The sequence below is a fragment of the Streptomyces sp. NPDC047002 genome (assembly GCF_040704505.1).
In the GTDB taxonomy this organism is placed as follows: domain Bacteria; phylum Actinomycetota; class Actinomycetes; order Streptomycetales; family Streptomycetaceae; genus Streptomyces.
Genome location: NZ_JBEYWC010000012.1, coordinates 63,552 through 88,525, shown reverse-complemented (window position 1 = coordinate 88,525; position 24,974 = coordinate 63,552). Strand labels below are relative to the sequence as shown.

At 74.2% G+C, this 24,974-nt stretch carries 21 protein-coding genes; 9 read left to right on the top strand and 12 right to left on the bottom strand.

Annotated features, from left to right (window positions below; translation table 11 throughout):
* Positions 1–35 precede the first annotated feature (35 nt).
* Positions 36–863, top strand: a complete 828-nt coding sequence (locus tag AB0910_RS14225; protein ID WP_366744869.1) for an aldo/keto reductase — start codon at positions 36–38, stop codon at positions 861–863.
* A 215-nt stretch (positions 864–1,078) separates the two neighbouring features.
* The gene (locus AB0910_RS14220; RefSeq protein WP_366744868.1) at positions 1,079–3,487 is read left to right on the top strand and encodes a glycoside hydrolase family 95-like protein; all 2,409 of its coding nucleotides are present in this window, start codon (positions 1,079–1,081) and stop codon (positions 3,485–3,487) included.
* A 60-nt stretch (positions 3,488–3,547) separates the two neighbouring features.
* Here the strand turns inward: AB0910_RS14220 and AB0910_RS14215 are convergent, their stop codons facing one another.
* From AB0910_RS14215 to AB0910_RS14200, 4 genes are all read right to left on the bottom strand, one after another.
* Complete coding sequence (locus AB0910_RS14215; protein WP_366744867.1) at positions 3,548–5,254, bottom strand: L-lactate permease; 1,707 nt, start codon at positions 5,252–5,254, stop codon at positions 3,548–3,550.
* 86 nt (positions 5,255–5,340) lie between these two features.
* Positions 5,341–6,867 carry a heterodisulfide reductase-related iron-sulfur binding cluster gene (locus tag AB0910_RS14210; RefSeq protein WP_366744866.1) on the bottom strand — a complete coding sequence of 509 codons (1,527 nt, stop codon included), beginning with the start codon at positions 6,865–6,867 and terminating at the stop codon, positions 5,341–5,343.
* Positions 6,868–7,044: 177 nt separating this feature from the next.
* The gene (locus tag AB0910_RS14205; protein ID WP_366744865.1) at positions 7,045–8,190 is read right to left on the bottom strand and encodes an FAD-binding oxidoreductase; all 1,146 of its coding nucleotides are present in this window, start codon (positions 8,188–8,190) and stop codon (positions 7,045–7,047) included.
* A gap of 1 nt (position 8,191) precedes the next feature.
* Positions 8,192–9,691: an FAD-linked oxidase C-terminal domain-containing protein gene (locus tag AB0910_RS14200; RefSeq protein WP_366744864.1), complete on the bottom strand. Its 1,500-nt coding sequence runs from the start codon at positions 9,689–9,691 to the stop codon at positions 8,192–8,194.
* Between the two features lie 444 nt (positions 9,692–10,135).
* On the opposite strand from AB0910_RS14200, the gene AB0910_RS14195 reads away from it, so the two are divergent.
* Positions 10,136–10,366 (top strand): hypothetical protein, encoded by a 231-nt coding sequence (locus AB0910_RS14195; protein WP_345651114.1) that lies wholly within the window; start codon positions 10,136–10,138, stop codon positions 10,364–10,366.
* Positions 10,367–10,445: 79 nt separating this feature from the next.
* On the opposite strand, the gene AB0910_RS14190 is transcribed toward AB0910_RS14195, so the two are convergent.
* The 3 genes from AB0910_RS14190 to AB0910_RS14180 all read right to left on the bottom strand — a co-directional run bounded on the left by AB0910_RS14190 (position 10,446) and on the right by AB0910_RS14180 (position 13,188).
* The gene (locus AB0910_RS14190; RefSeq protein WP_366744863.1) at positions 10,446–11,654 is read right to left on the bottom strand and encodes a cysteine desulfurase-like protein; all 1,209 of its coding nucleotides are present in this window, start codon (positions 11,652–11,654) and stop codon (positions 10,446–10,448) included.
* A gap of 46 nt (positions 11,655–11,700) precedes the next feature.
* Positions 11,701–12,336, bottom strand: a complete 636-nt coding sequence (locus tag AB0910_RS14185; RefSeq protein ID WP_366744862.1) for an alpha-ketoglutarate-dependent dioxygenase AlkB — start codon at positions 12,334–12,336, stop codon at positions 11,701–11,703.
* A gap of 87 nt (positions 12,337–12,423) precedes the next feature.
* The gene (locus AB0910_RS14180; protein ID WP_366744861.1) at positions 12,424–13,188 is read right to left on the bottom strand and encodes a DUF4097 family beta strand repeat-containing protein; all 765 of its coding nucleotides are present in this window, start codon (positions 13,186–13,188) and stop codon (positions 12,424–12,426) included.
* A gap of 131 nt (positions 13,189–13,319) precedes the next feature.
* Here AB0910_RS14180 and AB0910_RS14175 point away from each other — a divergent pair, with 131 nt between their 5' ends.
* Both AB0910_RS14175 and AB0910_RS14170 read left to right on the top strand, forming a co-directional pair.
* On the top strand, positions 13,320–14,057 hold the full coding sequence (locus AB0910_RS14175) for a beta-phosphoglucomutase family hydrolase (protein ID WP_366744860.1): 738 nt from the start codon (positions 13,320–13,322) through the stop codon (positions 14,055–14,057).
* A complete protein-coding gene (locus AB0910_RS14170) occupies positions 14,054–16,420 on the top strand; it encodes a glycosyl hydrolase family 65 protein (protein WP_366744859.1) in 2,367 nt (788 codons plus the stop codon). The genes AB0910_RS14175 and AB0910_RS14170 overlap by 4 nt, the downstream gene beginning before the upstream one ends.
* A 75-nt stretch (positions 16,421–16,495) precedes the next feature.
* On the opposite strand, the gene AB0910_RS14165 is transcribed toward AB0910_RS14170, so the two are convergent.
* The 4 genes from AB0910_RS14165 to AB0910_RS14150 all read right to left on the bottom strand — a co-directional run bounded on the left by AB0910_RS14165 (position 16,496) and on the right by AB0910_RS14150 (position 20,589).
* Positions 16,496–16,978, bottom strand: a complete 483-nt coding sequence (locus AB0910_RS14165; RefSeq protein WP_366744858.1) for a spore-associated protein A — start codon at positions 16,976–16,978, stop codon at positions 16,496–16,498.
* A 159-nt stretch (positions 16,979–17,137) separates the two neighbouring features.
* Positions 17,138–17,869, bottom strand: coding sequence for a type 1 glutamine amidotransferase (locus AB0910_RS14160; RefSeq protein ID WP_366744857.1), 732 nt, complete (start codon positions 17,867–17,869; stop codon positions 17,138–17,140).
* 83 nt (positions 17,870–17,952) lie between these two features.
* On the bottom strand, positions 17,953–19,407 hold the full coding sequence (locus tag AB0910_RS14155) for a cellulose binding domain-containing protein (RefSeq protein WP_366744856.1): 1,455 nt from the start codon (positions 19,405–19,407) through the stop codon (positions 17,953–17,955).
* 315 nt (positions 19,408–19,722) lie between these two features.
* Entirely contained in the window at positions 19,723–20,589 is an 867-nt protein-coding gene (locus tag AB0910_RS14150) for an SDR family NAD(P)-dependent oxidoreductase (protein ID WP_366744855.1), read from the bottom strand.
* Positions 20,590–20,792: 203 nt separating this feature from the next.
* Here AB0910_RS14150 and AB0910_RS14145 point away from each other — a divergent pair, with 203 nt between their 5' ends.
* Both AB0910_RS14145 and AB0910_RS14140 read left to right on the top strand, forming a co-directional pair.
* Positions 20,793–21,290, top strand: a complete 498-nt coding sequence (locus tag AB0910_RS14145) for a DUF6153 family protein (protein ID WP_366744854.1) — start codon at positions 20,793–20,795, stop codon at positions 21,288–21,290.
* Between the two features lie 153 nt (positions 21,291–21,443).
* Positions 21,444–22,202: a DUF305 domain-containing protein gene (locus tag AB0910_RS14140; RefSeq protein ID WP_366744853.1), complete on the top strand. Its 759-nt coding sequence runs from the start codon at positions 21,444–21,446 to the stop codon at positions 22,200–22,202.
* A gap of 104 nt (positions 22,203–22,306) precedes the next feature.
* On the opposite strand, the gene AB0910_RS14135 is transcribed toward AB0910_RS14140, so the two are convergent.
* The gene (locus AB0910_RS14135; protein ID WP_366744852.1) at positions 22,307–23,536 is read right to left on the bottom strand and encodes a serine hydrolase domain-containing protein; all 1,230 of its coding nucleotides are present in this window, start codon (positions 23,534–23,536) and stop codon (positions 22,307–22,309) included.
* Between the two features lie 245 nt (positions 23,537–23,781).
* Here AB0910_RS14135 and AB0910_RS14130 point away from each other — a divergent pair, with 245 nt between their 5' ends.
* Together AB0910_RS14130 and AB0910_RS14125 are read left to right on the top strand one after the other, a co-directional pair.
* Positions 23,782–24,240, top strand: coding sequence for a DUF6194 family protein (locus AB0910_RS14130; protein ID WP_366744851.1), 459 nt, complete (start codon positions 23,782–23,784; stop codon positions 24,238–24,240).
* On the top strand, positions 24,237–24,881 hold the full coding sequence (locus AB0910_RS14125; protein WP_366744850.1) for an AAA family ATPase: 645 nt from the start codon (positions 24,237–24,239) through the stop codon (positions 24,879–24,881). The genes AB0910_RS14130 and AB0910_RS14125 overlap by 4 nt, the downstream gene beginning before the upstream one ends.
* Positions 24,882–24,974: the final 93 nt, after the last annotated feature.

The window sequence follows — 24,974 nt, the reverse complement described above, 5'->3', positions numbered from 1 at the left end:
GTGGTGACTGCTGCGCCCACGACGGAGGTAGGAACGTGACCGAGGTACCGGCCATCACCCTCAACAACGGTGTCCGCATTCCCCAACTGGGCTTCGGAGTCTTCCAGATCCCGCCCAAGGACACCCGGGCCGCGGTCCTGAAGGCCCTGGAGACGGGCTACCGCCATATCGACACGGCGCAGATGTACGGGAACGAGAAGGAGGTCGGCCAGGCGGTCAGGGACTCCGGGCTCGACCGCACCGAGATCTTCGTCACCAGCAAGCTGGACAACGACGCGCACGACCCGGAGAGCGCGAAGGCCGCCTTCCGGCGGACTCTCGAAACCCTCGACATCGGCCATGTCGACGCCTTCCTGATCCACTGGCCGCTGCCCAAGGCCGGCGACTTCGTGGAGACCTGGCTCGCGCTCGAGGAGATGTACCGCGCGGGCGACGTCAACGCGATCGGCGTGTCGAACTTCCAGGTCCACCACCTGCGCAGGCTGCTCGACGGGTCCACGATCGTGCCCGCGCTCAACCAGATCGAGATCCACCCCTACCTGACCCAGCAGGAGCTGCGCGCCTTCGGCGCCGAGCACGACATCGCGACCGAGGCATGGTCCCCGATCGCCCAGGGCCTCGTCCTCGACGACCCGGTGATCACGTCGATCGCGGAGCGGCTCGGCAAGACGCCCGCGCAGGTCACGCTCCGCTGGCACATCGACAGGGGCGACATCGTCTTCCCGAAGTCCGTGACACCGAAGCGGATCGAGGAGAACTTCGACCTGTTCGACTTCGCGCTGAGCGAGGACGACATGGCCCAGATCACCGCGCTCAACAGGGACGAGCGGACCGGCTTCGACCCGGACACATTCAACGGCTAACGCGGGCGGCGCGGCCCGCACGCCGCAGGGGGTGTATGGAGGTCCGACCAATGGGTCGGGCCTCCTTTTTGGCGCGCCCTGAATGCCGTTGACACAGACGGAACTTGGCAGTCTGCTACCGTCGCGTACTCCCTTGACGGCCCGATACCTCCGATGTTCACTGCGTGTAGTGCACCTGTCATCCCGCCTGTCGCCGTACGTGGGAGTGCCACACGATGAGATCCCCCCGCCTGCTCGCCGCGCTGCTCGCCGCCCTCTGCGTGTCGGGCGGCCTGGCCGCCCTGCCGTCCGCCTCGGCGGCGCCCGCCGCCGCGGCCGACGTCGCGTTCGACCCCGGGACCGGGGCGCTCGACGTCGACTACGCGCACTACCTCTCCCGGCACGACATCGTCTACAACGAGCCCGAGACCGACCCGGGCCGCGGGCTCACCGTGGGCAACGGCCGCGTGGGCGCCATGGCGTGGGCGCAGAACGGCCTCTCGCTCCAGGTCTCCGGCGTCGACGCGTCCGAGCAGAGCGTCTTCGGCGCGGGCGACCTCGGCCTCGCCACCACCCCCGCCATGGACAGCGGCTACCGCACCTACCAGCAGCGCCTCTCGCTGTACGACGGGACGCTCACCACGAAGTACGACGGCGACCGCACCGTCACCGTGATGGGCGAGGCCGGCTCCGAGGTCATGGGCATCCATGTGGAGGACGCGCGCACCGACGTCTCCGCCGTCACCCTCGACCTCGGCCTGTGGGACGTCAGCAAACTCGCCAACAGCGGCGACGTGCCCGACCTGGACACCTGGAAGACCGTCTCCGCCTACGCCGATGCCGACAGCGCGGGCATCAGCCGCGGCCAGGCCGACCCGAACGGCTTCGGCTACACACTGGCCGCGACCGTCGAGGGCGCGCCGTTCACCGCGAAGGTGGTGGACGGGCGCACCGTGCGGCTGACCATCACCCCCTCGTCCAGCTACACCGTCTGGTTCACGTCGAGCAGCAGGCTCGACGCGCCGGGCCACGACTCGCTCACCCAGGCGAAGAAGGCCCTGGGATCGGTGCGGTCCGCCGGGTACGCGAAGGCGCTCGCCGGCTACCTGGACTGGTGGCACGCGTTCTGGCAGAAGTCCTTCGTGCAGTACGCCAACGCCTCGGGCGACGCGGACTACCTGGAGAACGTGTACTACCTCGCCACCTACCTGATCGCGGCGGGCGGCCAGGGCAATTACCCGTTCCACTTCATCAACGGCGTCTTCCGCGCCACCGGCGACGACACCAAGTGGTCCAACGCGTACTGGTACTGGAACCAGCGGGACGTGTACCACTCCTTCCTCGCCTCCGGCCACGCCGACATGACCGCCACGTTCAACAACCTGTACAGCAGGAACGCCGCCGCGCTGAAGGCGTACACGAGAACCCGCTACGGCGTCGAAGGGCTGTGGGTGCCGGAGACCATGGGCTGGGACGGCAACGCCCGCGGTACGGTGAACAGCGACTACACCAAGAACATCCTCTCCACCGGCACCGAGGCGGCGGAGAGCATGTACGCGCAGTACCAGTACACCGACGACACCGCGTATCTGCGCGACACCGCCTACCCGTTCATGCGCGACGTCGCCGTCTTCTACACGAAAATGCTCTCCAAGGACGCCTCGGGCACGTACTACATGGCGAACTCCAACGCCCACGAGACGTACTGGAACGTGCGGAACGCCATCACCGACCTCGCCGCCGTGCGCAGCCTCTTCCCCGCCGCCGTCGCCGCCGCGAGGCGGCTCGGCAGGGACGCCGACCTCGCGGCCCGGTGGCAGGACGTGCTCGACCACCTCGTCGCGTACCCCTCGGACACCGCGAAGGACACCTATCTGCCGCACACCCCGCCGCTCGCGCAGACCCGCAACGACGAGAACGTCGCCTCGGAACTTGTCTGGCCCTACGGCGTCACGGGCATCGGCTACCCCGACCGGCCAAAGGCCGTCGACACCTGGAACGCGCGCCCCTTCCCCTACGACAACGTGTGGGCCAACGACGCGATCCAGGCCGCCAGGCTCGGCCTCGGCGACCAGGCGTACGACGGCATGAAGAAGATGCTGCAGAAGTACCAGAACTTTCCCAACGGGCTCACCGCCAACACCAACGGCGTCTTCGAGTACCTCGGCGTCAACCTCTCCGCGATGAACGAGTCCCTGCTCCAGTCGTACAACGGCAAGATCCGGGTCTTCCCCGCGATCCCCTCCGACCCCTCCTTCACCGGCAGGTTCACCCTGCGGGCGAGCGGCGGCTTCACCGTCAGCGCGGAGCGCGCAGCCGGCGAGACCGCGTACGTCGGCATCCGCAGCCTGTACGGCAACAGCACCACCGTCGTGAACCCCTGGGGCACCCAGCAGGTGCGGGTGCGCAGGCTCTCCGACAACGCGGTCCTGCAGACCACCAGTGCCGCCGAGTTCACCCTGGACACCGCGAAGGACACCGGGTACGTCGTCGAGCGCACCGCCAAACCGCTCGGCGACTACGGGCACACGACGCTCACCGGCACCGCCAACCAGGGCGTGAAGACCCTGGGCGGCACCGCGTCGTCACTCGGTGTCGGCGCGGCACCGGCCCCGGCGGCAGCCGCCCGCAGGGCCGCGCGGTAGCGGCGTCCCACCGCGGAGAGGGGGCGGGGGCCCGACAAGGCCCCCGCCCCTCTCGCCGTCCTACACCGTCATCCAGCCGAGCACCGGCGTGGACTGGAGGTACACCAGCACGCACATGAACGCCAGGAACACCACCGACCAGACCACGACCCGGCGGAAGATGATGCCCTCCTTGCCCTGCATCCCCACGGCGGACGCCGCGATCGCCAGGTTCTGCGGCGAGATCATCTTGCCCAGCACGCCGCCCGACGAGTTGGCCGCGGCCATCAGGGTGGGGGAGAGGCCCGCCTGGTGCGCGGCGGTGACCTGGAGCGCGCCGAACAGCGAGTTGGAGGAGGTGTCCGAGCCGGTCACCGCCGTGCCGAGCCAGCCGAGGACCGGCGAGAGGAGCGCGAAGAAGCCGCCGGCTCCCGCCACCCACAGGCCGAGCGTGGTGGTCTGGCCCGACTCGTTCATGATGAAGCCGAGGCCGAGCACCAGCATCACCGTGAGGATCGCGTACTTCAGCTGGTCCAGCGTCCGGCCGTACGCTCTGAGGGCCCGCAGCGGTCCCACGCCGAGCAGTGCCATGGTGACCAGGCCCGCGATCAGCAGCAGACTCCCGGCCGCCGAGAGGAAGTTGAGCTTGAACGTCGTCGCGACCGCGTCGCCCGCCGCGTTGGTGACGTGCAGTCCAGGCCAGTCGACGATCCGGGTGACGGACTCGATGCCCGTGCCGGAACGGCCGACGCCCGTCGGCGGTGTGCCCTGGATCGCAGGAACCCGGGTCGCCAGCACGAACACCACGATGATCACCAGATAGGGCGCGTACGCCCGGAAGACGTCGAGCGGCGCGTCACGCCGCCGCGCCTCGTGCGCACCGCCGGCGGCCGGGCCGGAGGCACCGGGGGCGGTCCCGGGCGCCTCGTCCCGCGCGCCGGCGGCGCCCTCGTGGTACGTCTCGGCAGGACGCCACACCCTGGTCAGCGCGACCACCGCGAGGGCGGCGGCCAACGAGGCGACGATGTCGGCGAGTTGGACCGACCAGAAGTTCGCGGACAGGTACTGGAACACACCGAAGACCACACCGGCGACCAGCGCGGGCAGCCAGGTCTGCCGCAGTCCCTTCCTGCGGTCCACGATGAACACCAGGGCGAGCGGCACGAACACCGAGAGCACCGGCGTCTGCCGGCCCACCATCGCCCCCAGGTCGTCGAGCGGCAGGCCCGTCACCCCGGCGAGCGTGGTGACGGGCACGGCGATCGCGCCGAACGCCACCGGTGCGGTGTTGGCGACCAGGGTCACCGTCGCCGCCTTCAGCGGTGTGAAGCCCAGCGCCATCAGCATCACGGAGCTGATGGCGACCGGTGTGCCGAACCCGGCAAGCGCCTCCATCAGCGCCCCGAAGCAGAAGGCGATGATGATCGCCTGCACCCGCTGGTCGTCGCTGACGGAAGCGAACGACCTGCGCAACACGTCGAAGTGGCCCGTCGCCACGGTGAGGTTGTAGACAAAGATGGCGTTGATGACGATCCACATGATCGGGAAGAAGCCGTTGGCGGCACCCAGCGCGCCGCTGTTCAGCGCGTCGCCCGTCGGCATGCCGTACGCGGCGACGGCGATCACCACGGCGACGGCGGTGGAGATCAGGGACGCCAGCCAGGCCCGCATCCGCACCACACCGAGCAGGACGAACAGCACGAGCAGCGGGAGTACGGCGACCAGCGACGACCAGCCGACCGAGTCGGCTATCGGACGGTAGTTCTGTTGGTAGGCGGCAAGCAGCACGGTGCACCCCTTATCGGACGGCGGGGAAACCTGCGGCCCCGGCGCCGGGACACACCACCGGGGAGATCCTTCAGCGGTGCCGGGCGCTACTCCGGCGCACCCCCTCGCGGCGGTCGCGCGCCCGCGGGCCGCACGGGCGGCAGCGCCGTGCCCGGCCCGTCGAGCGCCCGCGCGAGCACCCGCTCCACCGGCACACCGCGGATCGAGGCGTCGAGCACCTGCACGGTGTGCGCGACCGGCATCCGCTCGCCCATGCCCGCGAGGGTCGTCGCCACCTGCATCCAGCAGCCGGGGTTGGCGGTCACCATGAGGTCGGCGCCGGTCGCGAGGACCGCGCGCGCCTTGCGCGCACCGAGCTCGGCCGCGGGCTCCGGGTGCAGCAGGTTGTACGTGCCCGCGCTGCCGCAGCAGATCTCCGCCTCCGCGAGCTCCCTCAGCTCGACGCCCGGCACCCCGCGCAGCAGCCGCCGCGGCTGGTCGCGCACCCGCTGGGCGTGCGCCAGATGGCAGGCGTCCTGGTAGGCGACGGCCATCGGCAGCGGATGGCGCTCGGCCACCGGTCCGAGCTCGTCGAGGAGTTCGGTGATGTCGCGGACCTTCGCCGCGAGCGCCGCGGCACGCTCGGGCCAGCCGGGCTCGTCGCGCAGCAGGTGCGCGTACTCCTTGAGGTGCGAGCCGCAGCCGGCCGCGTTGACCACCACGGCGTCCACTCCGGCCCCGTCCCGCGCGCCCTCGAAGGCCTCGATGACGCGCTTGGCGAACCCCAGCGCCTCGGGTTCCCGGCCCGCGTGCGCGGAGAGCGCGCCGCAGCAGCCCTGCCCCTGCGGCACCACGACCTCGCAGCCCTCCGCGGCGAGCACCCGGGCCGTCGCCGCGTTGACGTCGGGGAAGAACGCGCCCTGCACGCACCCCGTCAGCAGCCCCACGGTGGCGCGGCGCGCGCCGCGCGCCGGGACGCACGGCGGCAGCGGGCGGGTCCTGCCCAGCTTCGGCGCGAGCGACTCCATCGCCCGCAGCGGCCCCGGCAGCCGGTCGAGCAGCCCCGACCTGGCGAGCAGCCGTCCGAGCCCGGCGGCCTGGTACGCGCGCAGCGGCCCCCGCAGCGCCCGCAGCCTGCGCGGGTACGGGAACACCGCGAACACCGCCTCCCGCAGCAGGCGTTCGGACCGCGGCCGCTCGACGCGCCGCTCCAGCTGCGCCCGCGTCGCCTCGATCAGCTTGTCGTACTGCACCCCGGAGGGGCAGGCCGTCACGCACGCCATGCAGCCGAGGCACTGATCGAGGTGGCGGACGCTGCTCGCGCCGAACGCGTCGCCTTCGAGCGCGCCCTTCATGATGTCGATCCGGCCGCGCGGGCTGTCCATCTCCTCGCCCCACAGCACGTACGTCGGGCACGTCGGCAGGCAGAAGCCACAGTGCACGCAGTCCCCGACGAGCGCGGCGTCCGGCGGGTGGTGGGCGTCGAACGGCCCGTCGGGCGGCGGCCCGCTGCCCGGCATGCCGAGCCCCACGGTCGCCGAGGCGGCGGTCGCGGCGATCGGCCCGCCCTGCCCGACGGACAGCGGCCCCCGCGCCCCCACCACCTCCGCAGCCGCCCGGTCGGCGGCCCGCACAGCCCCACTCCGCCCCCCGCTCCGGGCGCGCTCCTGTTCCGCCGGGCCCCGGGCGCCATCCGCCGCGTCGTCCCGCGCGACCGGGCCCCGGCCATGATCCTGTCCCGCCGCCGGGCCGGGCCCGCCGTCCTGTTCCGCCGGGTCGCGGTCCTCGGGCGGTTCGGGTGACATCGCCATTCAGAGCCCTCCGAGCAGACGGCCGGGCGACAGGCGCCGCGCCGGGTCGAACTGGTCCTTCACCCGTGTCATCAGGCCGAACGAGTCGGCCACAGGCCCCCAGTGGGCCGCCGCGTCCAGCGGCTCCGGCGCGGCCAGCACCACGGCGGAGCCGTCGTACGGGGCGAGCGCCGCGCGCAGCGCGCCCAGATCCGTGTCCGCGTCGACCGCCGCGTACGCCACCCCCGTGCACGCGGATGCCGTGCCGGACGCTCCCTCGGGCAGCGCGGCGAGCACGGCGGCGAGCGCCGCCGGCTCGTACGCGAGCCGCAGCACCAGCGGGCCCGCAGGCCTGCGGCCGAACCACCCGGGCACGGCCGGCAGTTCGCTCCCGCCGCCCAGCAGCGCGCGCGCCTGCGCCGACTGCGCCCGCACGGACGCCTCGATCGACTCGAACAGCAGCACAAGATCACCGCCGCCGCCCGGCGCGAACCGCAGCTCCACCGCGCTCGGCGTGAGCGTCGAGCGGGCCACGAGCCCCGCGAGCCTGCCCGCCTCCGCCGGGCCGGCGACGGGCACGGACACCGCGCCCGCGGCCCGCGGCAGCGGATGCAGCCGCCACACCGTCGACACCACGACGCCGAGCCCGCCGTGCGCGCCCGTGTAGAGCTTGCCGAGGTCGTAGCCCGCGACGTTCTTGACGACCTTTCCGCCCGAGCGGGCGAGCGTGCCGTCGGCGCGGGCCACCGTCACCCCGATCAGCAGGTCGCGCACCGTGCCGTAGCGCAGCCGGCGCGGGCCCGAGGCGTTCGCCCCGACGATCCCGCCGAGCGTGGCGCCCTCCTCCGGCGGGTCGAGCGCCAGCATCTGGCCGTGACCCGCGAGGTGCCGCTGGAGCGCGCCGAGCGTGACCCCGGCCTCCGCGACCACCACCAGGTCGCCCGGCTCGTGCGCCACGATCCGGTCGAGCCCCGTGGTGCGCAGCAGCACGTCGCAGGAGGCGGGGCGCGCCGCCCAGCCCGTCTTCGTGGCCGCGCCGACCGGCACCACGCTGCCGCCGGTCGACCGGAGCACCTCGGCGACCTCGTCGGCGGTGGCCGGCGCCACCACCTCGGCGGGCACCACGCCGCCGACCGCGTCCTCGGCGCCGCCGCGCACGGACGCCACCTCAGAACACCTCGCCGAGAGCCGGGTCGTGGGCATCACGCGCGGTGCGGGCGCCGGGCCGCTCCCCGCACAGCCGCGGCGTGGGGAACAGCTTGCCCGGGTTGGCGAGCCCCGTGGGGTCGAAGGCGCACCGCACCAGCTGCATCGTGTCGAGGTCCGCCTCGGTGAACTGCCGCGCCATGCGGCTCCGCTTCTCCACGCCGACGCCGTGTTCGCCCGTGATCGAGCCGCCGAGCTCCACGCACAGGTCGAGGATGGCGAACCCCAGCTCCTCCGCCTTCTCCGCCGCGCCCGGCTCGGTGTCGTCGAAGAGGATCAGCGGATGGAGGTTGCCGTCGCCCGCGTGGAAGACGTTGGCGACCCGCACCCCGGCGTCGTCGGCGAGCCGCCCGATCGCGGCGAGCACCTCGGGCAGCCGGGTGCGGGGGATCACGCCGTCCTGCACGTAGTACGCGGGACTGATCCGGCCCACGGCGGCGAACGCGGACTTGCGGCCCCGCCACATCAGCGCCCGCTCGGCGTCGTCCCGCGCGTTCCGCGTCTCGAACGCGCCCCGCGCGCCCGCGATCTCCTCGACCTGCCGGAACTGCTCGTCGACCTCGGAGCGCGGCCCGTCGAGCTCGATCACCAGCACCGCGACGGCGCCGTCCGGATAGCCGCACTGCACGGCGGCCTCCGCCGCCTCGATCGCCAGCGCGTCCATCATCTCGATCGCCGCCGGCAGGATGCCCGCCGCGATGATGTCGCTGACCGTGCCCGCCGCGTCCGCCACCGAGTGGAAGCCGACGAGCATGGTCCGCACGGTCTCCGGCGCCTGGATGGTGCGCACGGTCACCCGCGTGGCCACGCCGAGGGTGCCCTCGCTGCCGACGAACGCGCCGAGCAGGTCGAGGCCGGGGTGCTCGGGCGCGGTGCCGCCGAGGTGCACCACCTCGCCGTCCGGCAGCACCACTTCTGCGCCCGTCACGTGGTTGACGGTGAACCCGTACTTGAGGCAGTGCGCGCCGCCCGCGTTCTCCGCGACGTTGCCGCCGATCGAGCAGACCTGCTGGGAGGACGGGTCGGGCGCGTACGCCTGCCCGTAAGGTGCCGCTTCGCGCGTCACCCACAGATTGACGACACCCGGCTCCGCGACCACCCGCGCGTTGTCGGGGTCGACGGAGACGATCTCCCGCAGCCGGGACAGCACGATCAGCACCCCGTCGGCGACGGGCATCGCGCCGCCCGACAGGCCTGTGCCGCTGCCCCGCGCCACGAACGGCACGCCCTCGCGCGCGCACATCCGCACGGTCTCCACCACGTCGTCCCGGCTCCCCGCGAGCACCACGACCGCGGGCCGCACCCGGAAGGTGGCGAGGCCGTCGCACTCGTATGTGCGCACCTGGGCCGGGTCGGTGAGCACCCGGTCGGCGCCGATCAGCGCGCGCAGCCGCTCCGCGAGACGCAGCGCGCGTGGCGCCCGTCCGCCGGGGGCCTCGGCCCGCGCCAGGTGCTGACTCATCGCGTCTCCTCGTCGCTCGGGTGACCGCCCGCCGCGGCCGGACGGCGGCCCCGGTCCTCGCGAGGTCCACTGTCCTGCGCCTCACCCCTCCTGTCCCGGTGCCCCGGCCGTGGCTGCGGCGGATCACCGCACCGACGCAGTACGGGAGCGTCACGCGCCCGCACCGCCTCGACGGCGACTACCGAATACCGGTAGCTGGCTACCGGATGCCGGAAGAATGCAACTGCGGCGTTGGGGTGTCAAGAGTCCTGGCACGCTCCCCCCTCTGCACGGGCTCCCCGCAGCTTTCCCCGCGGCCCGCCCCCTGACGCCCCGTCACCGCCGCCTGGGCGGGCGCAACGGGCGGGACCCCAGGGGCCGAGGGTGCGACGAGCCCCCGGCGGTGCGCCGGTGAGCCCCCGCGCCGCCCTGCCCCCGGCTGCCGTCCCGCGGACCGTCGGGAACGTGAGCGAGTGGGAGCGCGCCTGCGCGGGCTGCGGTCGGCGGTTCGCGGCAGAGGAACTGGCCGAGATGGACGACGACACCTACCAGTGCGAGCGCTGCCTCGAACAGCTCGCGCTCGACCACCTGGTCCCCGAGCGCGCTCCGGAGCGGGACGACGGGCCCACCAGGCCGCTCGGCGACCCTGGCGAGTCGGGCCGGGGCGCCGGGCCGGGCCGCGGCACGGCGGCCTGACCCGCGCGCCCACGGCCCCACAGCGCCGCGCGCGGCCCCGGCCCCGCGCGCCCGCGGCCCCTCAGGCCCCTCAGCCCCCTCAGGCGCCGAGGAAGGCGGCGAGCCCGGCGAGCAGCCGGTCCACGTCCTGCGTGTCGTTGTACGGCGCGAGCCCGACGCGCAGCCCGCCCGTGTCGCCGAGGCCCAGCCTGCGGGACGCCTCCAGCGCGTAGAACGACGCGGCGGGCGCCGCGACGTCGCGCTCCGCCAGGAACCGGTAGGCGTCCGCGGCGTCCCGCCCCTCGAACGTCATCAGCAGCGTCGGCGTGCGGTCGGCCGCGCGCGAGTGCACCGTGAGGCCGGGCAGGGCCGCGAGCCCCGCCTCGATCCGGGTGCGCAGCACCTCCTCGTGGCCTTCGAGTGCCGCGAGCGAGCGGGCGATGCGCTCCCTGCGCGTCCCGCCGCCTCCGCCGCTCGCGAGCCCGGCGAGGAAGTCCACGGCCGCCTCGGCGCCCGCCAGCAGCTCGTAGGGCAGGGTCCCCAGCTCGAAGCGCTCGGGCACCGCGTCCGACGACGGCAGCAGCTTGTCGGGCCGCAGCTGCGCGAGCAGCTCGGGCGAGCCGGCGAGCACGCCGAGGTGCGGCCCGAGGAACTTGTACGCGGAGCAGACGTACGTGTCGGCGCCGAGGGCTTCGAGGTCCACCAGCGCGTGCGCGGTGTGGTGCACGCCGTCCACGTGCAGCAGGGCACCCGCCGCGTGCACCGCCCCGGCGATCCGCGCCACCGGCGGCCGGGTGCCGATCAGGTTGGAGGCGGCCGTCACCGCCACGAGGCGGGTGCGCCGGGTGAGGACCGCCGCCACGTCCTCCTCCGTCAGCTCGCCGGTCGCCGGGTCGAAGTCCGCCCACCGCACGACGGCGCCCGCCGCCGCGGCGGCCTGCACCCACGGCCGGATGTTCGCGTCGTGGTCCAGCCGGGTGACGACCACCTCGTCGCCCGGCTCCCAGGTCTTCGCCAGCGTCCTGGCCAGGTCATAGGTGAGCTGGGTCGCACTTCGCCCGAAGACCAGGCCCCCGGGCGGCGTGCCCAGCAGGTCCCCGAGCGCCGCCCGCGCGCCGGTGACGATCCGGTCCGCGTTGCGCTCGCCCCTGGTGAGGATCCCCCGGTTGGACAGCGGCGCCGCCATCGCGGCGGCGACGGCGTCGATCACGGGCCCTGGTGTCTGGGTGCCCCCCGGGCCGTCGAAGAAGGCGACGTGGCTGTCGAGGGCGGGGAAAGCGGCGCGTATGGCGGTGATGTCGTAGGTCACGGGCCCACGGTAGATCGCCGGCGCCGCGCGCGGGCCGCCGCGCGGCTCAGCGCACGCCGTGCGGCCGGAACTGGACGCTGATGCGGGGCCCGGCTCGCCGCGCCGTCTTGAGGACGGCATGCTCCCAGGTGCGCTGGCACGAGCCGCCCATCACCACCAGGTCCCCGTGGCCGAGCGGCACCCGGCGGGCCGCGCCCCCGCCCCGGGGCCGCAGCGCCAGGTCGCGCGGCTCGCCCACGGAGAGGATCGCCACCATGGTGTCCTCGCGCGCGCCCCGGCCGACGCGGTCGCCGTGCCAGGCGACGCTGTCGCGGCCGTCCCGGTAGAAGCAGAGCCCCGCCGTGGTGAACGGCTCGCCCAGCTCCCCGCCGTAGTGCGCGCTGAGCGCGTCCCGCGCCTGCGGGAGCACGGGGTCGGGCAGCTCGTCACCGGCCCCGTAGAAGCAGAGCAGGCGGGGCACCGCGACCTCGCGCTCGTACATCCGGCGCCGCTCCGCGTGCCAGGGGACGTCGGCGGCGAGCCGTTCGAAGAGCGTGTCGGCGCCCGTCAACCACCCGGGCAGCAGATCGAGCCAGGCCCCTTCGCCGAGCACCGCGCGCCGGACACCGGCGAGCGGTCCGAGCCGGGGCGTCGCGGCCTGGTCGAACAGCGATCCCTGGAACGGGGCGGGTGATACGGACATACCGGCCAGCGTACCGCCGAAACCGAACAGGTGTCCTATCGAATATCCGTGCGATCCGTCACGGGGCCGCCCGCGGCGCGGCCCGGCTCAGGGGCCCTCCCGGGCCGTCACGTCGCCGTTGACCGTGCGCAGCGCCAGGGTGACGGGACCGCCCTGCCGGGTCGGCACCGCGATCCGGCGCTGTCCGCTGCCCGTCGCGGCGCCGACCGTGTACGGGGGCGCGCCGCGCGGCACGGTCAGCCGCACCGAGCCGTTGGTGGTGGCCGCGTCCACCGAGGCGGGCGCGTGCGCGCAGTCCAGGTCCACGTCGCCGTTGACCGAGGACGCGGCGAGGCTCGACGCCGCGAGCCCGGTCGCCCGCACCGAGCCGTTGCGGGTCGCGAGCGACACCGGCGCACCTGCCGCGCCCAGATCCGCGACGGTCACGTCGCCGTTGACCGTGGTCAGGCGGAGAGCACCGGTGAGCCCTGCCGCGTCGATGCCCGCGTCGCGCGCCGACACGGTGACCCGGGCGCCCGGGGGCACCTCCACGGTCGGCGTCCGGTCGCAGGGCCCGCCGTCCCGGCAGGCGAGCGTCAGCACCCACGCCCCGCCGTGGTGCGACCAGCGGGCCTCGACCCTCCCGGACACCCGGGTGCGGCCGTCCGGCGCAGGCCGCAGCCGCACCCCGCCGGGCGTCGTGACCGCCAGGCGGTCCACCGCTTTGCCGGGCGCGGCGGACGCGGCGGGGGAGGAGCCGTCGGGCCAGGCACCCCCGCCCCCGACCCCGCCGGGGCCGCAGCCCGCGGCCCCGGCCGCGAGCGCCGCGCACAGCGCGCCCAGCACCACTCCCGTACCCCTCTGCCTTCTCATGACGTCCGTCTGCCCCCGCCGGGCGGGGGCACCGCGCCCGCGCCGCCTCCCCGGCCGCGGCGGGAGTGACACGCGCCTCGTCCGCGCGTCCCGCCGGGAGAGACCCGCGCAGGAGAGGGAAGGTGGGTGCCATGAAGAAACTCGGACTGCCGGAACATATCCGCGCGTGCCTGTTCGACCTCGACGGCGTCATCACCAAGACCGCCGTCGTCCACGCCGCGGCGTGGAAGGAGATGTTCGACGAGTTCCTCAGGCGGCGGGACGGCGCGGACTTCACCCCGTTCACCCCTGACGACTACGACCGCTATGTAGACGGGCTGCCGCGCGCCGACGGCGTACGGTCCTTCCTCGCCGCCCGCGGCATCGAACTGCCCGAGGGCAAGGACGACGACCCCGAGTCGGCCGACACCGTCCACGGCCTCGGCAACCGCAAGAACACGCTGGTCCTTCAGAAGATCCGCACCGAGGGCGTCGAACCGTACGAGGGCACGCTGCGCTACGTGCGCGCGGCGCGCGGACTCGGCCTGCGCACCGCCGTCGTCTCCTCCAGCGCCAACTGCCGCGACATCCTGCGCTCCGTGCACGCCGAGGACCTCTTCGAGGTGCGCATCGACGGCGTCGTGGCCGCCGAGCGCCGCCTGCCGGGCAAGCCGCGGCCCGACACCTTCCTCGCCGCCGCCCACGACCTCGACGTCCCGCCGGGCGACTGCGCCGTCTACGAGGACGCGCTCGCCGGCATGGACGCGGGCCGCTCGGGACACTTCGGGTACGTCGTGGGGCTCGACCGGGTCGGCCAGTCCGACGCGCTGCGCGAGCACGGCGCCGACATCGTCGTGAAGGACCTCGCCGAACTGGAGGCGGACGCGTGATCACCCACTCCAACTACACGGTCGAGCCCTGGGTCCTGCGCGAGTGCGGGATCAACCTGGACATCCTCCCGCAGAGCGAGTCCGTCTTCGCGCTCTCCAACGGCCACGTCGGCTGGCGCGGCAACCTGGACGAGGGCGAGCCGCACGGCCTGCCGGGCTCCTACCTCAACGGCGTCCACGAACTGCACCCGCTGCCCTACGCGGAGGCGGGCTACGGCTACCCCGAGTCCGGCCAGACCGTCATCAACGTCACCAACGGCAAGGTCTTCCGCCTCCTCGTCGACGACGAGCCCTTCGACCTGCGCTACGGCACCGTGCGCGAGCACGAGCGCATGCTCGACCTCAAGACCGGCCTGCTGCACAGGACCTGCGAGTGGGTCTCGCCCGCGGGCTGCGCCGTCAAGGTCCGCTCGACCCGCCTGGTCTCCTTCACCCAGCGCGCCGTCGCCGCCGTACGGTACGAGGTCGAGGCCGTCGACTCCGACGTGCGCCTCGTGGTGCAGTCCGAGCTGATCGCCAACGAGCAGCTGCCGCAGGGCGGCGGCGACCCGCGGGCGGCCGTCGCCCTGGAGTCCCCGCTCCTCGCCGAGGAGCACTTCGCCTCGGGCGCGCGGCTGCGGCTCGTGCACACCACGGCCCGCAGCGGCCTGCGGGTCGCCGCCGCCGCTGACCACGCCGTCACCGGGCCCGAGTCGACCAGGACGAGCAGCGAGAGCGGCGACGACGTCGGCCGCGTCACCGTCACCTCGCACCTGCGGCCGGGCGAGGTGCTGCGCGTCGACAAGGTCGTCGCCTACGGCTGGTCGTCGACCCGCTCCCTGCCCGGCGTGCGCGACCAGGTCGACGCGGCCCTCGCGCAGGCCGTCGGCACCGGCTGGACGGGCCTCGTGCGCGAACAGCGCTCCTACCTCGACGACTTCTGGGCGCGCGCCGACGTCGAACTCGACGGCGACGAGGAGATCCAGCAGGCGGTGCGCTTCGCCCTCTTCCACGTCCTCCAGGCCGGCGCGCGCGCCGAGCAGCGCGCCATCCCCGCCAAGGGCCTCACCGGCTCCGGGTACGACGGGCACAGCTTCTGGGACACCGAGATGTTCGTGCTCCCGCTGCTGACGTACACCGCGTCCGACGCCGTCCAGGAGGCGCTGCGCTGGCGCCACAGCACCCTGCAGGCGGCGAAGGACCGGGCCGAGCAGCTCGGCCTCAAGGGCGTCGCCTTCCCCTGGCGCACCATCGAGGGCTCCGAGTGCTCCGCCTACTGGCCCGCGGGCACCGCCGCCTTCCACGTCAACGCGGACATCGCGAGCGCCGCCGTCCGCTATGTCAGCGCCACCGGGGACCGGGGGTTCGAGGAGGAGATCGCCGTCGAACTCCTCGTGGAGACGGCCCGGTTGTGGCGCTCCCTCGGCCACCACGACCACCACGGCGTGTTCCACATCGACGGCGTCACCGGCCCCGACGAGTACAGCGCCGCGATGGACGACAACATGTACACGAACCTCATGGCGCGGGCCAACCTCAGGGACGCGGCCGACGCCGTCGAGCGCCACCCGCGCCGCGCCGCCGCACTCGGCGTGGACGACGAGGAGAGCGCCGCCTGGCGGGACGCCGCCGACTCCATGCACATGCCCTACAACAGCGAGCTCGGCGTGCACGAGCAGCACGCCGGTTTCACGGGGCACCAGGTGTGGGACTTCGCCGGCACCCGGCCCGACCAGTACCCGCTCCTGCTGCACTTCCCCTACTTCGACCTCTACCGCAAGCAGGTGGTCAAGCAGGCCGACCTGGTACTCGCCATGTACACCTGCGGCGACGCCTTCGACGCCGAGCACAAGGCCCGCAACTTCGCCTACTACGAGCCGCTGACCGTCCGGGACTCCTCCCTCTCCGCCTGCGTGCAGTCGGTGATGGCGGCGGAGGTCGGCCATCTCCGGCTGGCCTACGACTACTTGGTCGAGGCGGCCCTCATGGACCTGGAGGACAAGGAGAACAACACCCGCGACGGCGTGCACATCGCGTCCCTCGCGGGCACCTGGATGGCGCTGGTCGCCGGCTTCGGCGGCATGCGGCACAACGGGGAGCGACTGGAGTTCACCCCGAAGCTGCCTGAGCGGCTGCGCAGGCTCGCCTTCAAGGTGCACATCTTCGGGCGCAGGCTCCGGGTGGAGATCAGGGCGACCGCGGTCACGTACACGCTCCTCGAAGGGGAGCCGCTGACGCTGCGGCACTGCGGGGAGGAGCTCACCGTCACGGCGGAGGTCCCGGTCGAGCGCAAGCTGCCGCTCTGGTCGGTGCACCCGGCCCCGGCGCAGCCGCCGGGCCGCGCCCCCTCGCACGACCACGACCACGACCAGACCCCGTCCTGACGGGTCGGCGGTGGCCGGGGAAGCGGGCCGGGAGCCGGTGGCGGCCGTCCGCCGGCTCCCGGCCCGCCGCAGGCATCAGCGCGCGAGCGCCGCGCAGTTGGTCTGGTTCTTGCCCGCCACGGTGCCCGCGATCTCACCGCGCCAGCTGACGCACTGGCCGGGGGCGGAGAGGTACACGGGACCCGCGTACGTGGTGTAGTTCCCCTCGTCCACGACGTCCCTGGTGTGCGAGCCGAGGCCGAGCGACGCCGTCATGTGCACGGCGCTGCCCGGGTTCGCGCGGACCGTCACGACGCAGTTCTTCTTGGTGGTGGCGCTGTACGTGAGGTAGACGGTGCCTGCGGAGCCGATGGGTGCGGAGTTGACCACTCCGTACCCGGTGCCGCAGGCGTTGTTGTAGGCGGTGGCCGGGGCCTTCGCGGACTTCGCCGCCGCCGGAACGGCGTGCGCGGACGCCGCGGGCGCGGCGGCCGCCCTGCCGGACGACGGTGCGGCCCCGGCGACGGGCGCCAGGGCGACGGCGGTACAGGCCAGGCCCGCGAGTACGGTTCCGGCCACGGCACCACGCTGAGTGAACTTCATTGTTCTTTCCCCCTGCTCTCGCAGTCATGACGTCGGTCAACGTCACGCACAGTCAGACCGGCGGAGGTGGGGGAGAGTTGTACGGATGCGGCGCTGTTACACGCCCGGGACAAACACGGCCCGCAGGGGCGGGGCTCAGGCGGCGGCGACCTCGGCGAAGCGGTGGGCCACCCGCCGCCACACCGCGCACGAGGCCGCGTCGTCGCGCAGTGCCGCCCGGTGCAGCGCCGCACGGTCGGCCCCGTACCTGCCGAGGCGCTCCTCGCTCCAGCACCGGATGCGGTCGGCCGCGGCCTCCGGGTGGAACTGCACGCCCCACGCCCGCACGCCCACCCGGAACGCCTGGTACGGGCAGTGCTCGCTGCGCGCGAGCCAGGCGGCGCCCGGCGGCAGTGCGGTGATCCGGTCGACGTGGTTCTCGATGGCGGTGGGGTGTGGCGGCAGCCCGGCGAAGAGGGGGTCGTCCGCCGCCTCCGGGCGCAGCGCGAGCGGGGTGCTGCCGAACTCGGGCGCGCCGTGCGCGCCGCGCACGGCGCCGCCCGCCACCTGCGCGAGCATCTGGCCGCCCAGGCAGATCCCGAACACCGGGACGTCCCGGTCGAGGGCCTCGCGCACCAGCGCCCTGGTCGGCGCGAGCCAGGGCGCGCGGGCGTCGTCGTCCGGCAGGTAGGCGCCGCCGAGCACGATCAGCGCGCGGTGGCCGCCCAGCGACGCCGGGAGGGGCGCCCCGCCGTACGCGGCCACCACGTCGGGCGCGACACCGCCCTCGGCGAGCCACTCGGTCCATCGGCCGAGGCCGCCGTTCTCGCCGTGCTGCACCACCAGTGCCGCGGCCTTCGCCACGCCCGCCACCTGCCCCTTCTCCATGCGCCCTGCCGCCGTCCACCCTACGCGGTGCCCGCGCGGGCGAACGGCGGCAGCCGGCGGGGCGGCGGGACCGGCCGCTCGCGTCACTTGTACGCGGCGAACGCCTTCGTGAAGTCCAGCGGCTGCTGGTCGATCGAGCTGCACGTCGGGTCCGCCGAGTCCTTGGCGCCGCCCGGGCACGCCGTGTCGCGGGCCGCCGACCACATCGAGAGCCAGGCGAGGTGCTTCGAGGAGGCGAAGTCCACCAGCTTCTTCGCGTCGTCCACGGTGAACTTCTCGGTGTTCACATCGTTCACGCCGATCATCGGCGTCACTGCGACGGCCTGCCACGCGGCGTCGTCCGAGAGCCCGAGCACGCCCTTGATCTGCGCCTGCGTCGCGGTGGCCGCCTGGATCGCGTACTGGCCCATGTCGCCGCTGTACGAGGCGCCGTAGTCCATCGCCATCACATTGACGGCGGAGACCTGCACGCCGTTGTCCTTGGCGTTCGCCACGAGGTCGACGCCCGGCTGGGTCAGCCCCTCGGGCAGCACCGGGAGGGTGAACGACACCTGGAGGCCGGGGTGGGACTTCTGGAGCTGCGCGATCGCCTGCGCGCGGCGCGTGTTGGCCGCGGTGTCGGGGAGGGCGGCGCCCTCCACGTCGAAGTCGACCTTCGTCAGCTTGTACTGGTCGATGACCTTCCCGTACGCCGACGCGAGGTCCGCGGCGGACGAGCAGGCGGCGGCCAGCTCGGTGCCGGACGCGCCGCCGAAGGAGACGCGCACGTCGCCGCCCTTGTCGCGCAGCGCGCCTATCTGGCCCGCCACCCCCGAGTCGTCGACGGGGCTGCCGCCGCCCCACTTCGGGTCGCAGCCGCCGCCCGAGGTGACGAACGCCAGGTTGAAGGTGTTCACCCCGGTCTTCGACGCGGTGTCGAGCAGGTCGTAGGCCGGGTAGAGCGACGTGTCGACGTACGGCGCGAAGCCCGCGTCCGCCGCGTCGGGCGAGCCTGCTGCCGGCGGTGTCGTCGCGGGCTCCGAGGGGTCGGTGGCGGGCGGCGTCGTCGCCGGCGGCGTGGGCTGCTCGGAGGGCCGCCCGCTCGGCTGCGGCGCCGCGCCGTCGTCCACGGAGCACTTCGCCGAGTCGATCAGGCAGGAGGTCGGGTCGGCGGCCTTCCCCGAGGAGGAGGTCACGAAGCCCACGGTGACGGACCCGCCGGGCGCGATGTCCTTGTTCCAGCTCTCCGGCTTCACCGTGACATGGCGTCCGCTGACGGTGTGCGTGCCGTTCCACAGCGAGCTGACGGCGGTGCCTGCCGGCAGGTCGAACTCCAGCGTCCAGCCCGAGACCGTCTTGTCCGTGGCGTTCCTGACGACGTACTGCCCGGTGTAGCCGCCGTCCCAGGCCGCCGTCCTCGTGTACGCGGCCCCCGTCGTGGCGGCGCTCGCGGTGCCGGCGACCGCGAACGCGGCCCCGCCGATCACGCCCGCGGCGACCACGGCTCCGATCGCCTTCGTCCTGCGGGTCATCGTGCGGCGGTGTGTGCTGTTGGCCATCGCGTCTCTGCCTCTGCGTTGCGGGGAGTGTGAGCGGGGAACGGTGCCGTTCCACGGGCCAGCACACTAGCCCCGCCCGATGGGCTGAAACCCCCTTTAACAGGCGTCCGTTGAGCTTCTTAGGGTCCGCTTAAGGAACCCATCGGGGCCGGTTAAAGATCAACACCATGGGCGCGGTCCCCGTCTCGTACGTCCGCACGAGACGGGGACCGCGCCTTCCGTCGGAAACCACACCGGCTCACGGAAGCAGCCGCCACCGGCCCCCAAGCAACGAGCCCCCGGCCGCCGCCTCGCGGCCGGGGCGGGGACAGGTGCTCAGGCGCCGTCCTGGTAGCGCGGCGCGAGGGACGCGCCGGTCGCCGCGCGCAGCCCGAGCTCGGCGGCGGCCAGGCGGTCGACCGCGGCGGCCTCGTCGAGACCCGGCACGCAGACCGTCTCGCCGGTGCGCAGCGCGGCGAGCGACGCGGCCACCACGTCCTCGACCGGCATGCCGCCCGCGTCGTGCACCCGCGGGGTGTCGCCGGCCACGGGCTCCTCGCCGCGCGTGAGGTGGAACTCGGTCGCGGTGAGCCCCGGGCAGAGGAGCTGGACGTGGACAGGCGCCTGTGCCAGCTCCGCTGCCAGCGTGCGGGTGAAGGTGACGACGAACCCCTTCGTACCGCCGTACACCGCGCGCTGCGGCAGACCGCCGGGCGACGGCGGGAGGCTCCCGGCGAACGCCAGCGTCGACGCCACATTGACGACGGCTCCCCGGCCGCGCTCCAGCATCCCCGGCAGCGCGGCGCGGCTCAGGCCCGTCAGCGCCGTCACGTTCAGCGCGACCACCTTGGCCAGCAGGGCGGGGTCGGCCTCGGCGAACGGCCCGTACCCGTTGATGGCCGCGCTGTTGACCAGCAGGTCCACGGCGTCGCCGCCGACCCGGGCGGACACGGCCGCGAGCCCCTCGGGCTCCGCGAGGTCGGCGGGCAGCTCCTCCACCCGCACGCCGTGCGCGGAGCGCAGCCGCTCCGCGTGCAGCGCGAGCCGCCGGGCCCGCCGCGCCACGAGCACCAGGTCCCAGCCGAACGCCGCGAGCCGCTGCGCGTACGTGAATCCGATGCCGGACGACGCGCCCGTCACCACCGCTGTCCCGGTCCCCTCCAGCACGCTCCGCACCCCGCCACCGCCGAGTTCGCCGCTCACACCTTGCTCCTGTCCTCCGTGGCCGTTCATCCGGACCTGTCCTGCCCCGTACCCGCCCGATGATCCACCCTCACCGGAACCCATCAGTCCGCGACGGGCCCGCCTCCCGGGGCGGCCCCCTGCGGCCGGCGCCGGAGCGGGAGGCGCGCGGCCCGGTCCGCGCGACCCGGCGTGCCCGTCGCGCGCCCCTTACGATGGCGCGCATGCCAGTGACCGGTCCGTGCCTTCCGCCGCCCCGCGCGGCCGGGGCGCGCGCCCTGCTGGTCCTGGCCCTCCTCGCAGGCGTCCTCGCCATGCACGGACTGCCGATGCGGGCGGACGCCGGGCGCCACCTGACGACCGGAACGGCCGGCGTGGCCGCCCCTTCGGCCGACGCACGGCCCGCCGCCCCCGCGGACGGCCCGCACCGCGCGGCCGTCCGCGCAGGCGGCCCGCGCGCGCCCGCCGACCCCGGGCAGGCCAGGGCAGCGGCCGGCCGCGGGCCCGCCCCGTGCGGGGGCGGCGCGGCGGGCGGACACGGGCACGCGGCGACGATGTGCCTCGCCGACGCCGTCGCCACCGGGTACGCGCCGCCCGCTCCTGCGCCCGCAGTCCTGGCCGCCCCGGCCCCCGGCCCCGCAGCACCCGAGGGCCGCGCGCCCGCGGCGGCCGAGAGCCGGGCACCTCCCGACCTGAGCGAACTCCAACTCCTGCGGATCTAGAGGCGCGTCCGCTCGGCACGGCGTCCGCACGCCGCGCCGCGCCCCGGACGCGCCCACGGCACCCCGACGCCCCCCTGGGGCGCCGCCGCCATGGGGGCGCATCCGGACCGGCTGTCCGCAGATCCGCAGACCTGTACCAGGAGTCGCACCGGCATGACCGCCACCACGACCACGAAGACCACAGCGGCCCCGGCCGCCCACCCCCGCACCGCGGCCCGCGCCCTGTCCGCTTCGGCCGTCGCCGCGCTCGCCGTACTCGCCCTCACCGCCTGCGGCGGCGACCGGCAGACGGCCGGCACCGCCCAGGCGACCGGGGGCGTTTCTGCGCCCGCAAGACCCGGGCCGCACAACGCCCAGGACACCGCCTTCGCGCAGGCCATGATCCCGCACCACCGGCAGGCCGTCGCCATGGCCGCCCTGGCACCCGGCCGGGCGGACAGCGCGGCAGTGCGCAGGCTCGCCGCGCGCATCAGGGCCGCCCAGCAGCCGGAGATCGCCCTCATGACCGGCTGGCTCACGGCCTGGGGCGCGGGCCAGGCGCCCACGGCCACGCCGGGCCACGACGGCATGCCGGGGATGCCCGGCATGATGGGGGAGGACGACATGGCCGACCTGCGGCGGCTGCGGGGCCAGGCGTTCGACCGGGCGTTCCTGACGATGATGATCGGCCACCACGAGGGCGCCCTCGCGATGGCCCGCACCGAGCGCTCCGGCGGCGTGTACGCGCCGGCGAGGAAGCTCGCGGCGTCGATCGAGACGTCCCAGAGCACCGAGATCGCGCGGATGCACGCGCTGCTCGGCGACGGGCACCCGGCGCACGCCACACCGGACACGCACGGCACCCCGGACACCCGCGCCACGCACGACATGCGGGGGATGCACGGCATGCACGACACATCCGTCCGCAGCTGACGACGGCACCGCGGGGCGCGCCAGACCCGCCTGCGCGCCCCGCGGCACCCGCGCGCCGCCCATCCCCTTTGGTCCCCTCAGTCCCCTCAGTCCCCTCAGTCCCCTCAGTCCACGAGTGCCTGCCGTACCAGGCTCCGCAGGTACGCCCTGATCGGGTACGTGCTCGACGGCATCAGCTGGGTGAAGAACGACACGGTGATGTCCTCGCGTGGGTCCACCCAGAAGGCGGTGCTTGCCGCCCCGCCCCAGCCGTACTCGCCGGGCGAGGCGAGCCCGTGCAGGGCCACCGGGTCGGTGACCACGGAGAAACCGAGGCCGAAGCCCGTGCCCTCGAACGGCGTCTCGGCGAACAGCCGCCGCCCGAAGCTCTCCAGGTCGGCGCCGCCCGGCAGCTGGTTGCGCGCCATGTGGTCGACCGTCCGCGAGCCCAGCAGCCGCACCCCGTCCACCGCGCCGCGCCCGCGCAGCATCTGGGTGAAGCGGTGGTAGTCGGACGCCGGGCCGATCAGCCCGCCGCCGCCCGAGAGGTGCGCGGGCGGCGTCTGCGCCCTGCCGGACGTGCCCGTCCTGCTGAGGACGCCGCCGGGCCCGCGCACATACAGGGACGCCAGCCGGTCGGCCCGCTCCCCGGGGACGTGGAAGCCGGTCTCCTCCATGCCGAGCGGCTCGAAGATCCGGGTGCGGAAGAAGGCGTCGAGGCTCTGCCCCGACGCCACCTCGACCACCCGGCCGAGCACGTCGGTGCTGAGCGAGTAGTTCCACTCGGCGCCCGGCTGGAACAGCAGCGGGATCCCGGCCCACGCGTCGCACGAGTCGGCGAGCGTGTACCCCTCGGGCGTGCCCCACTCGAACCCCCGGGCACGCAGCATGGCGTCGGCGGGGTGCGCCCGCAGGAAGCCGTAGGTGAGGCCCGAGGTGTGCGTGAGGAGGTGCCACACCGTCATCGGCCGGTCGAGCGGCACCGTGACCGGCTGGAGGTCGCTGCCGCCCGCGAACACCCTGAGGTCGGCGAACGACGGGACGAACCGCTCCACCGGGTCGGTGAGCTGGAGCGCGCCCTCCTCGTAGAGCATCATCGCGGCCACCGACGTGACCGGCTTCGTCATCGAGTACCACCGCCAGAGCGTGTCGGGTTCCACCGGCCGGCCCGACGCCACGTCCCGGTGGCCGTACGCGGACAGGTGCACGAGGCGCCCGCCCCTGCTCACCGTGATCAGCCAGCCCGGCAGCCTGCCGTCGTCCACGTAAGGACGGAAGTACCGGTCGATGCGCGCCAGCCGCTCCTGGTCGAAGCCGAGCTCTCCGGCCTCGGCCTCCACCGCGAAGTCCGCCATGTGCCGCCTCCTGTGCCGCCGTGCGGGACGCCGCCCCCGCCGTCCCGCACGGCGGCTGCGTCCCTGGACCGTGGCAGCCTGCCACCCCGCGCGACCTGCGGCAAGGCCGCCCCGGCGGGTCGCGCCCCGGAGCGAAACGCGGTGGAACCGCGCCCGGCACGCCGGGCAGACTGGCGGCGGCCCGCACCCGGGCCCGGCGCCCGGCCCGGGCGCCCGAGCACCCGGCAGCGAAGGGACGCGCCCCCATGACCGAGGACGAGATCATCCGATACGTACGGAGCCTGCCGGGCGCCGTGGCGCTCACGGCGGGGGAGGAGACCGGCGCGCCCGAGGCCGCGTGGGGCGACTCGTTCTTCTTCCACGACCCGGACGGCGACACCCCGCAGGCCCGCAGGTTCCCGTTCGCCACCCTCGTCACCCACGACTACGCGGGCTTCGACACGGCCTCCCGCCTCGACCGCCCCGGTGCCTTCCGGCTCAACATCGCCGTGGGCCGGGAACTGTTCACCGAACTCCTCGGCCAGGGACCGGAGGCGGCGCCCGCCACCGCGCCCGACTACACGGCCCCCGACCGTCTCCTGCCGCACCCCGTCTACGCGGCCCAGGGCTGGATCGCCGTCGTCAACCCGGCCGGGTCCACCGCAGCCCGCGTGCCAGGACTGCTCGCCGCGGCCCATGACCGCGCCCGCGCGAGGCAGGCGTGACGGCGACGCCCGGCCCCCACGCCGAGGCCCGGACGCCGGACGAGTCGGCCGTCCCCGACACCGGCGCCCCCGGCACGGTCATCCTGCTCAACGGCGCGTCCAGTTCCGGCAAGTCCAGCATCGCAGCGGAACTCCTGCCGCTGCTCGACGAAACCTACTTCCACTTCCCCGTGGATGCCTTCCACGCGCTGCGGGTGCGGCGGGACATCGCGGACGAGGACCTCCAGGGCGAGATCGACAGGACCGTGAAGGGGTTCCACCGGGCCGTTGCCGGCATGGCGGCCGCGGGCAACAACCTCGTCGTGGACATCCCGATGAGCCAGCGTTGGCGGCTGCTCGACTGTGTGGAGCTGCTCGATCCGCGCCGGGTCCTCCTCGTCCACGTGTACTGCCCGCTGCCCGAGCTGCTGCGCCGCGAGGCGGCGCGCGGCGACCGCACACCGGGCCTCGCCGCCGCGCAGTTCCCGCGGGTGCACGCGCACGGCGTCCACGACGTGGCGTGCGACACCAGCCGTGCCACGCCCCGCGCCTGCGCCGAGCTGATCAGGGAGCGGCTGTACGCGCCCCGCAGGCCCACCGCCTTCGAGCGGCTCGCGCGGGAGCTGCCCGGCGCGCGGCGCGGCCGACGATCGCCCAGGTGAACAGGTAGACGCGCTGTCAGCACGGCGGAACACGGCCGTGACACGGCCGCGGCGACAGCAACCCCTCTTTATTCCGGAAGACTTCATTCGGAA

Bases quoted from the DNA above. Each gene is read 5' to 3' on its own strand.
- AB0910_RS14155 (WP_366744856.1), bottom strand. From the start codon at position 19,407: ATGGCCAACAGCACACACCGCCGCACGATGACCCGCAGGACGAAGGCG.
- AB0910_RS14180 (WP_366744861.1), bottom strand. From the start codon at position 13,188: ATGAGAAGGCAGAGGGGTACGGGAGTGGTGCTGGGCGCGCTGTGCGCG.
- AB0910_RS14145 (WP_366744854.1), top strand. From the start codon at position 20,793: ATGCCAGTGACCGGTCCGTGCCTTCCGCCGCCCCGCGCGGCCGGGGCG.
- AB0910_RS14160 (WP_366744857.1), bottom strand. From the start codon at position 17,869: ATGGAGAAGGGGCAGGTGGCGGGCGTGGCGAAGGCCGCGGCACTGGTG.
- AB0910_RS14130 (WP_366744851.1), top strand. From the start codon at position 23,782: ATGACCGAGGACGAGATCATCCGATACGTACGGAGCCTGCCGGGCGCC.
- AB0910_RS14140 (WP_366744853.1), top strand. From the start codon at position 21,444: ATGACCGCCACCACGACCACGAAGACCACAGCGGCCCCGGCCGCCCAC.
- AB0910_RS14135 (WP_366744852.1), bottom strand. From the start codon at position 23,536: ATGGCGGACTTCGCGGTGGAGGCCGAGGCCGGAGAGCTCGGCTTCGAC.
- AB0910_RS14200 (WP_366744864.1), bottom strand. From the start codon at position 9,691: ATGAGTCAGCACCTGGCGCGGGCCGAGGCCCCCGGCGGACGGGCGCCA.
- AB0910_RS14220 (WP_366744868.1), top strand. From the start codon at position 1,079: ATGAGATCCCCCCGCCTGCTCGCCGCGCTGCTCGCCGCCCTCTGCGTG.
- AB0910_RS14175 (WP_366744860.1), top strand. From the start codon at position 13,320: ATGAAGAAACTCGGACTGCCGGAACATATCCGCGCGTGCCTGTTCGAC.
- AB0910_RS14185 (WP_366744862.1), bottom strand. From the start codon at position 12,336: ATGTCCGTATCACCCGCCCCGTTCCAGGGATCGCTGTTCGACCAGGCC.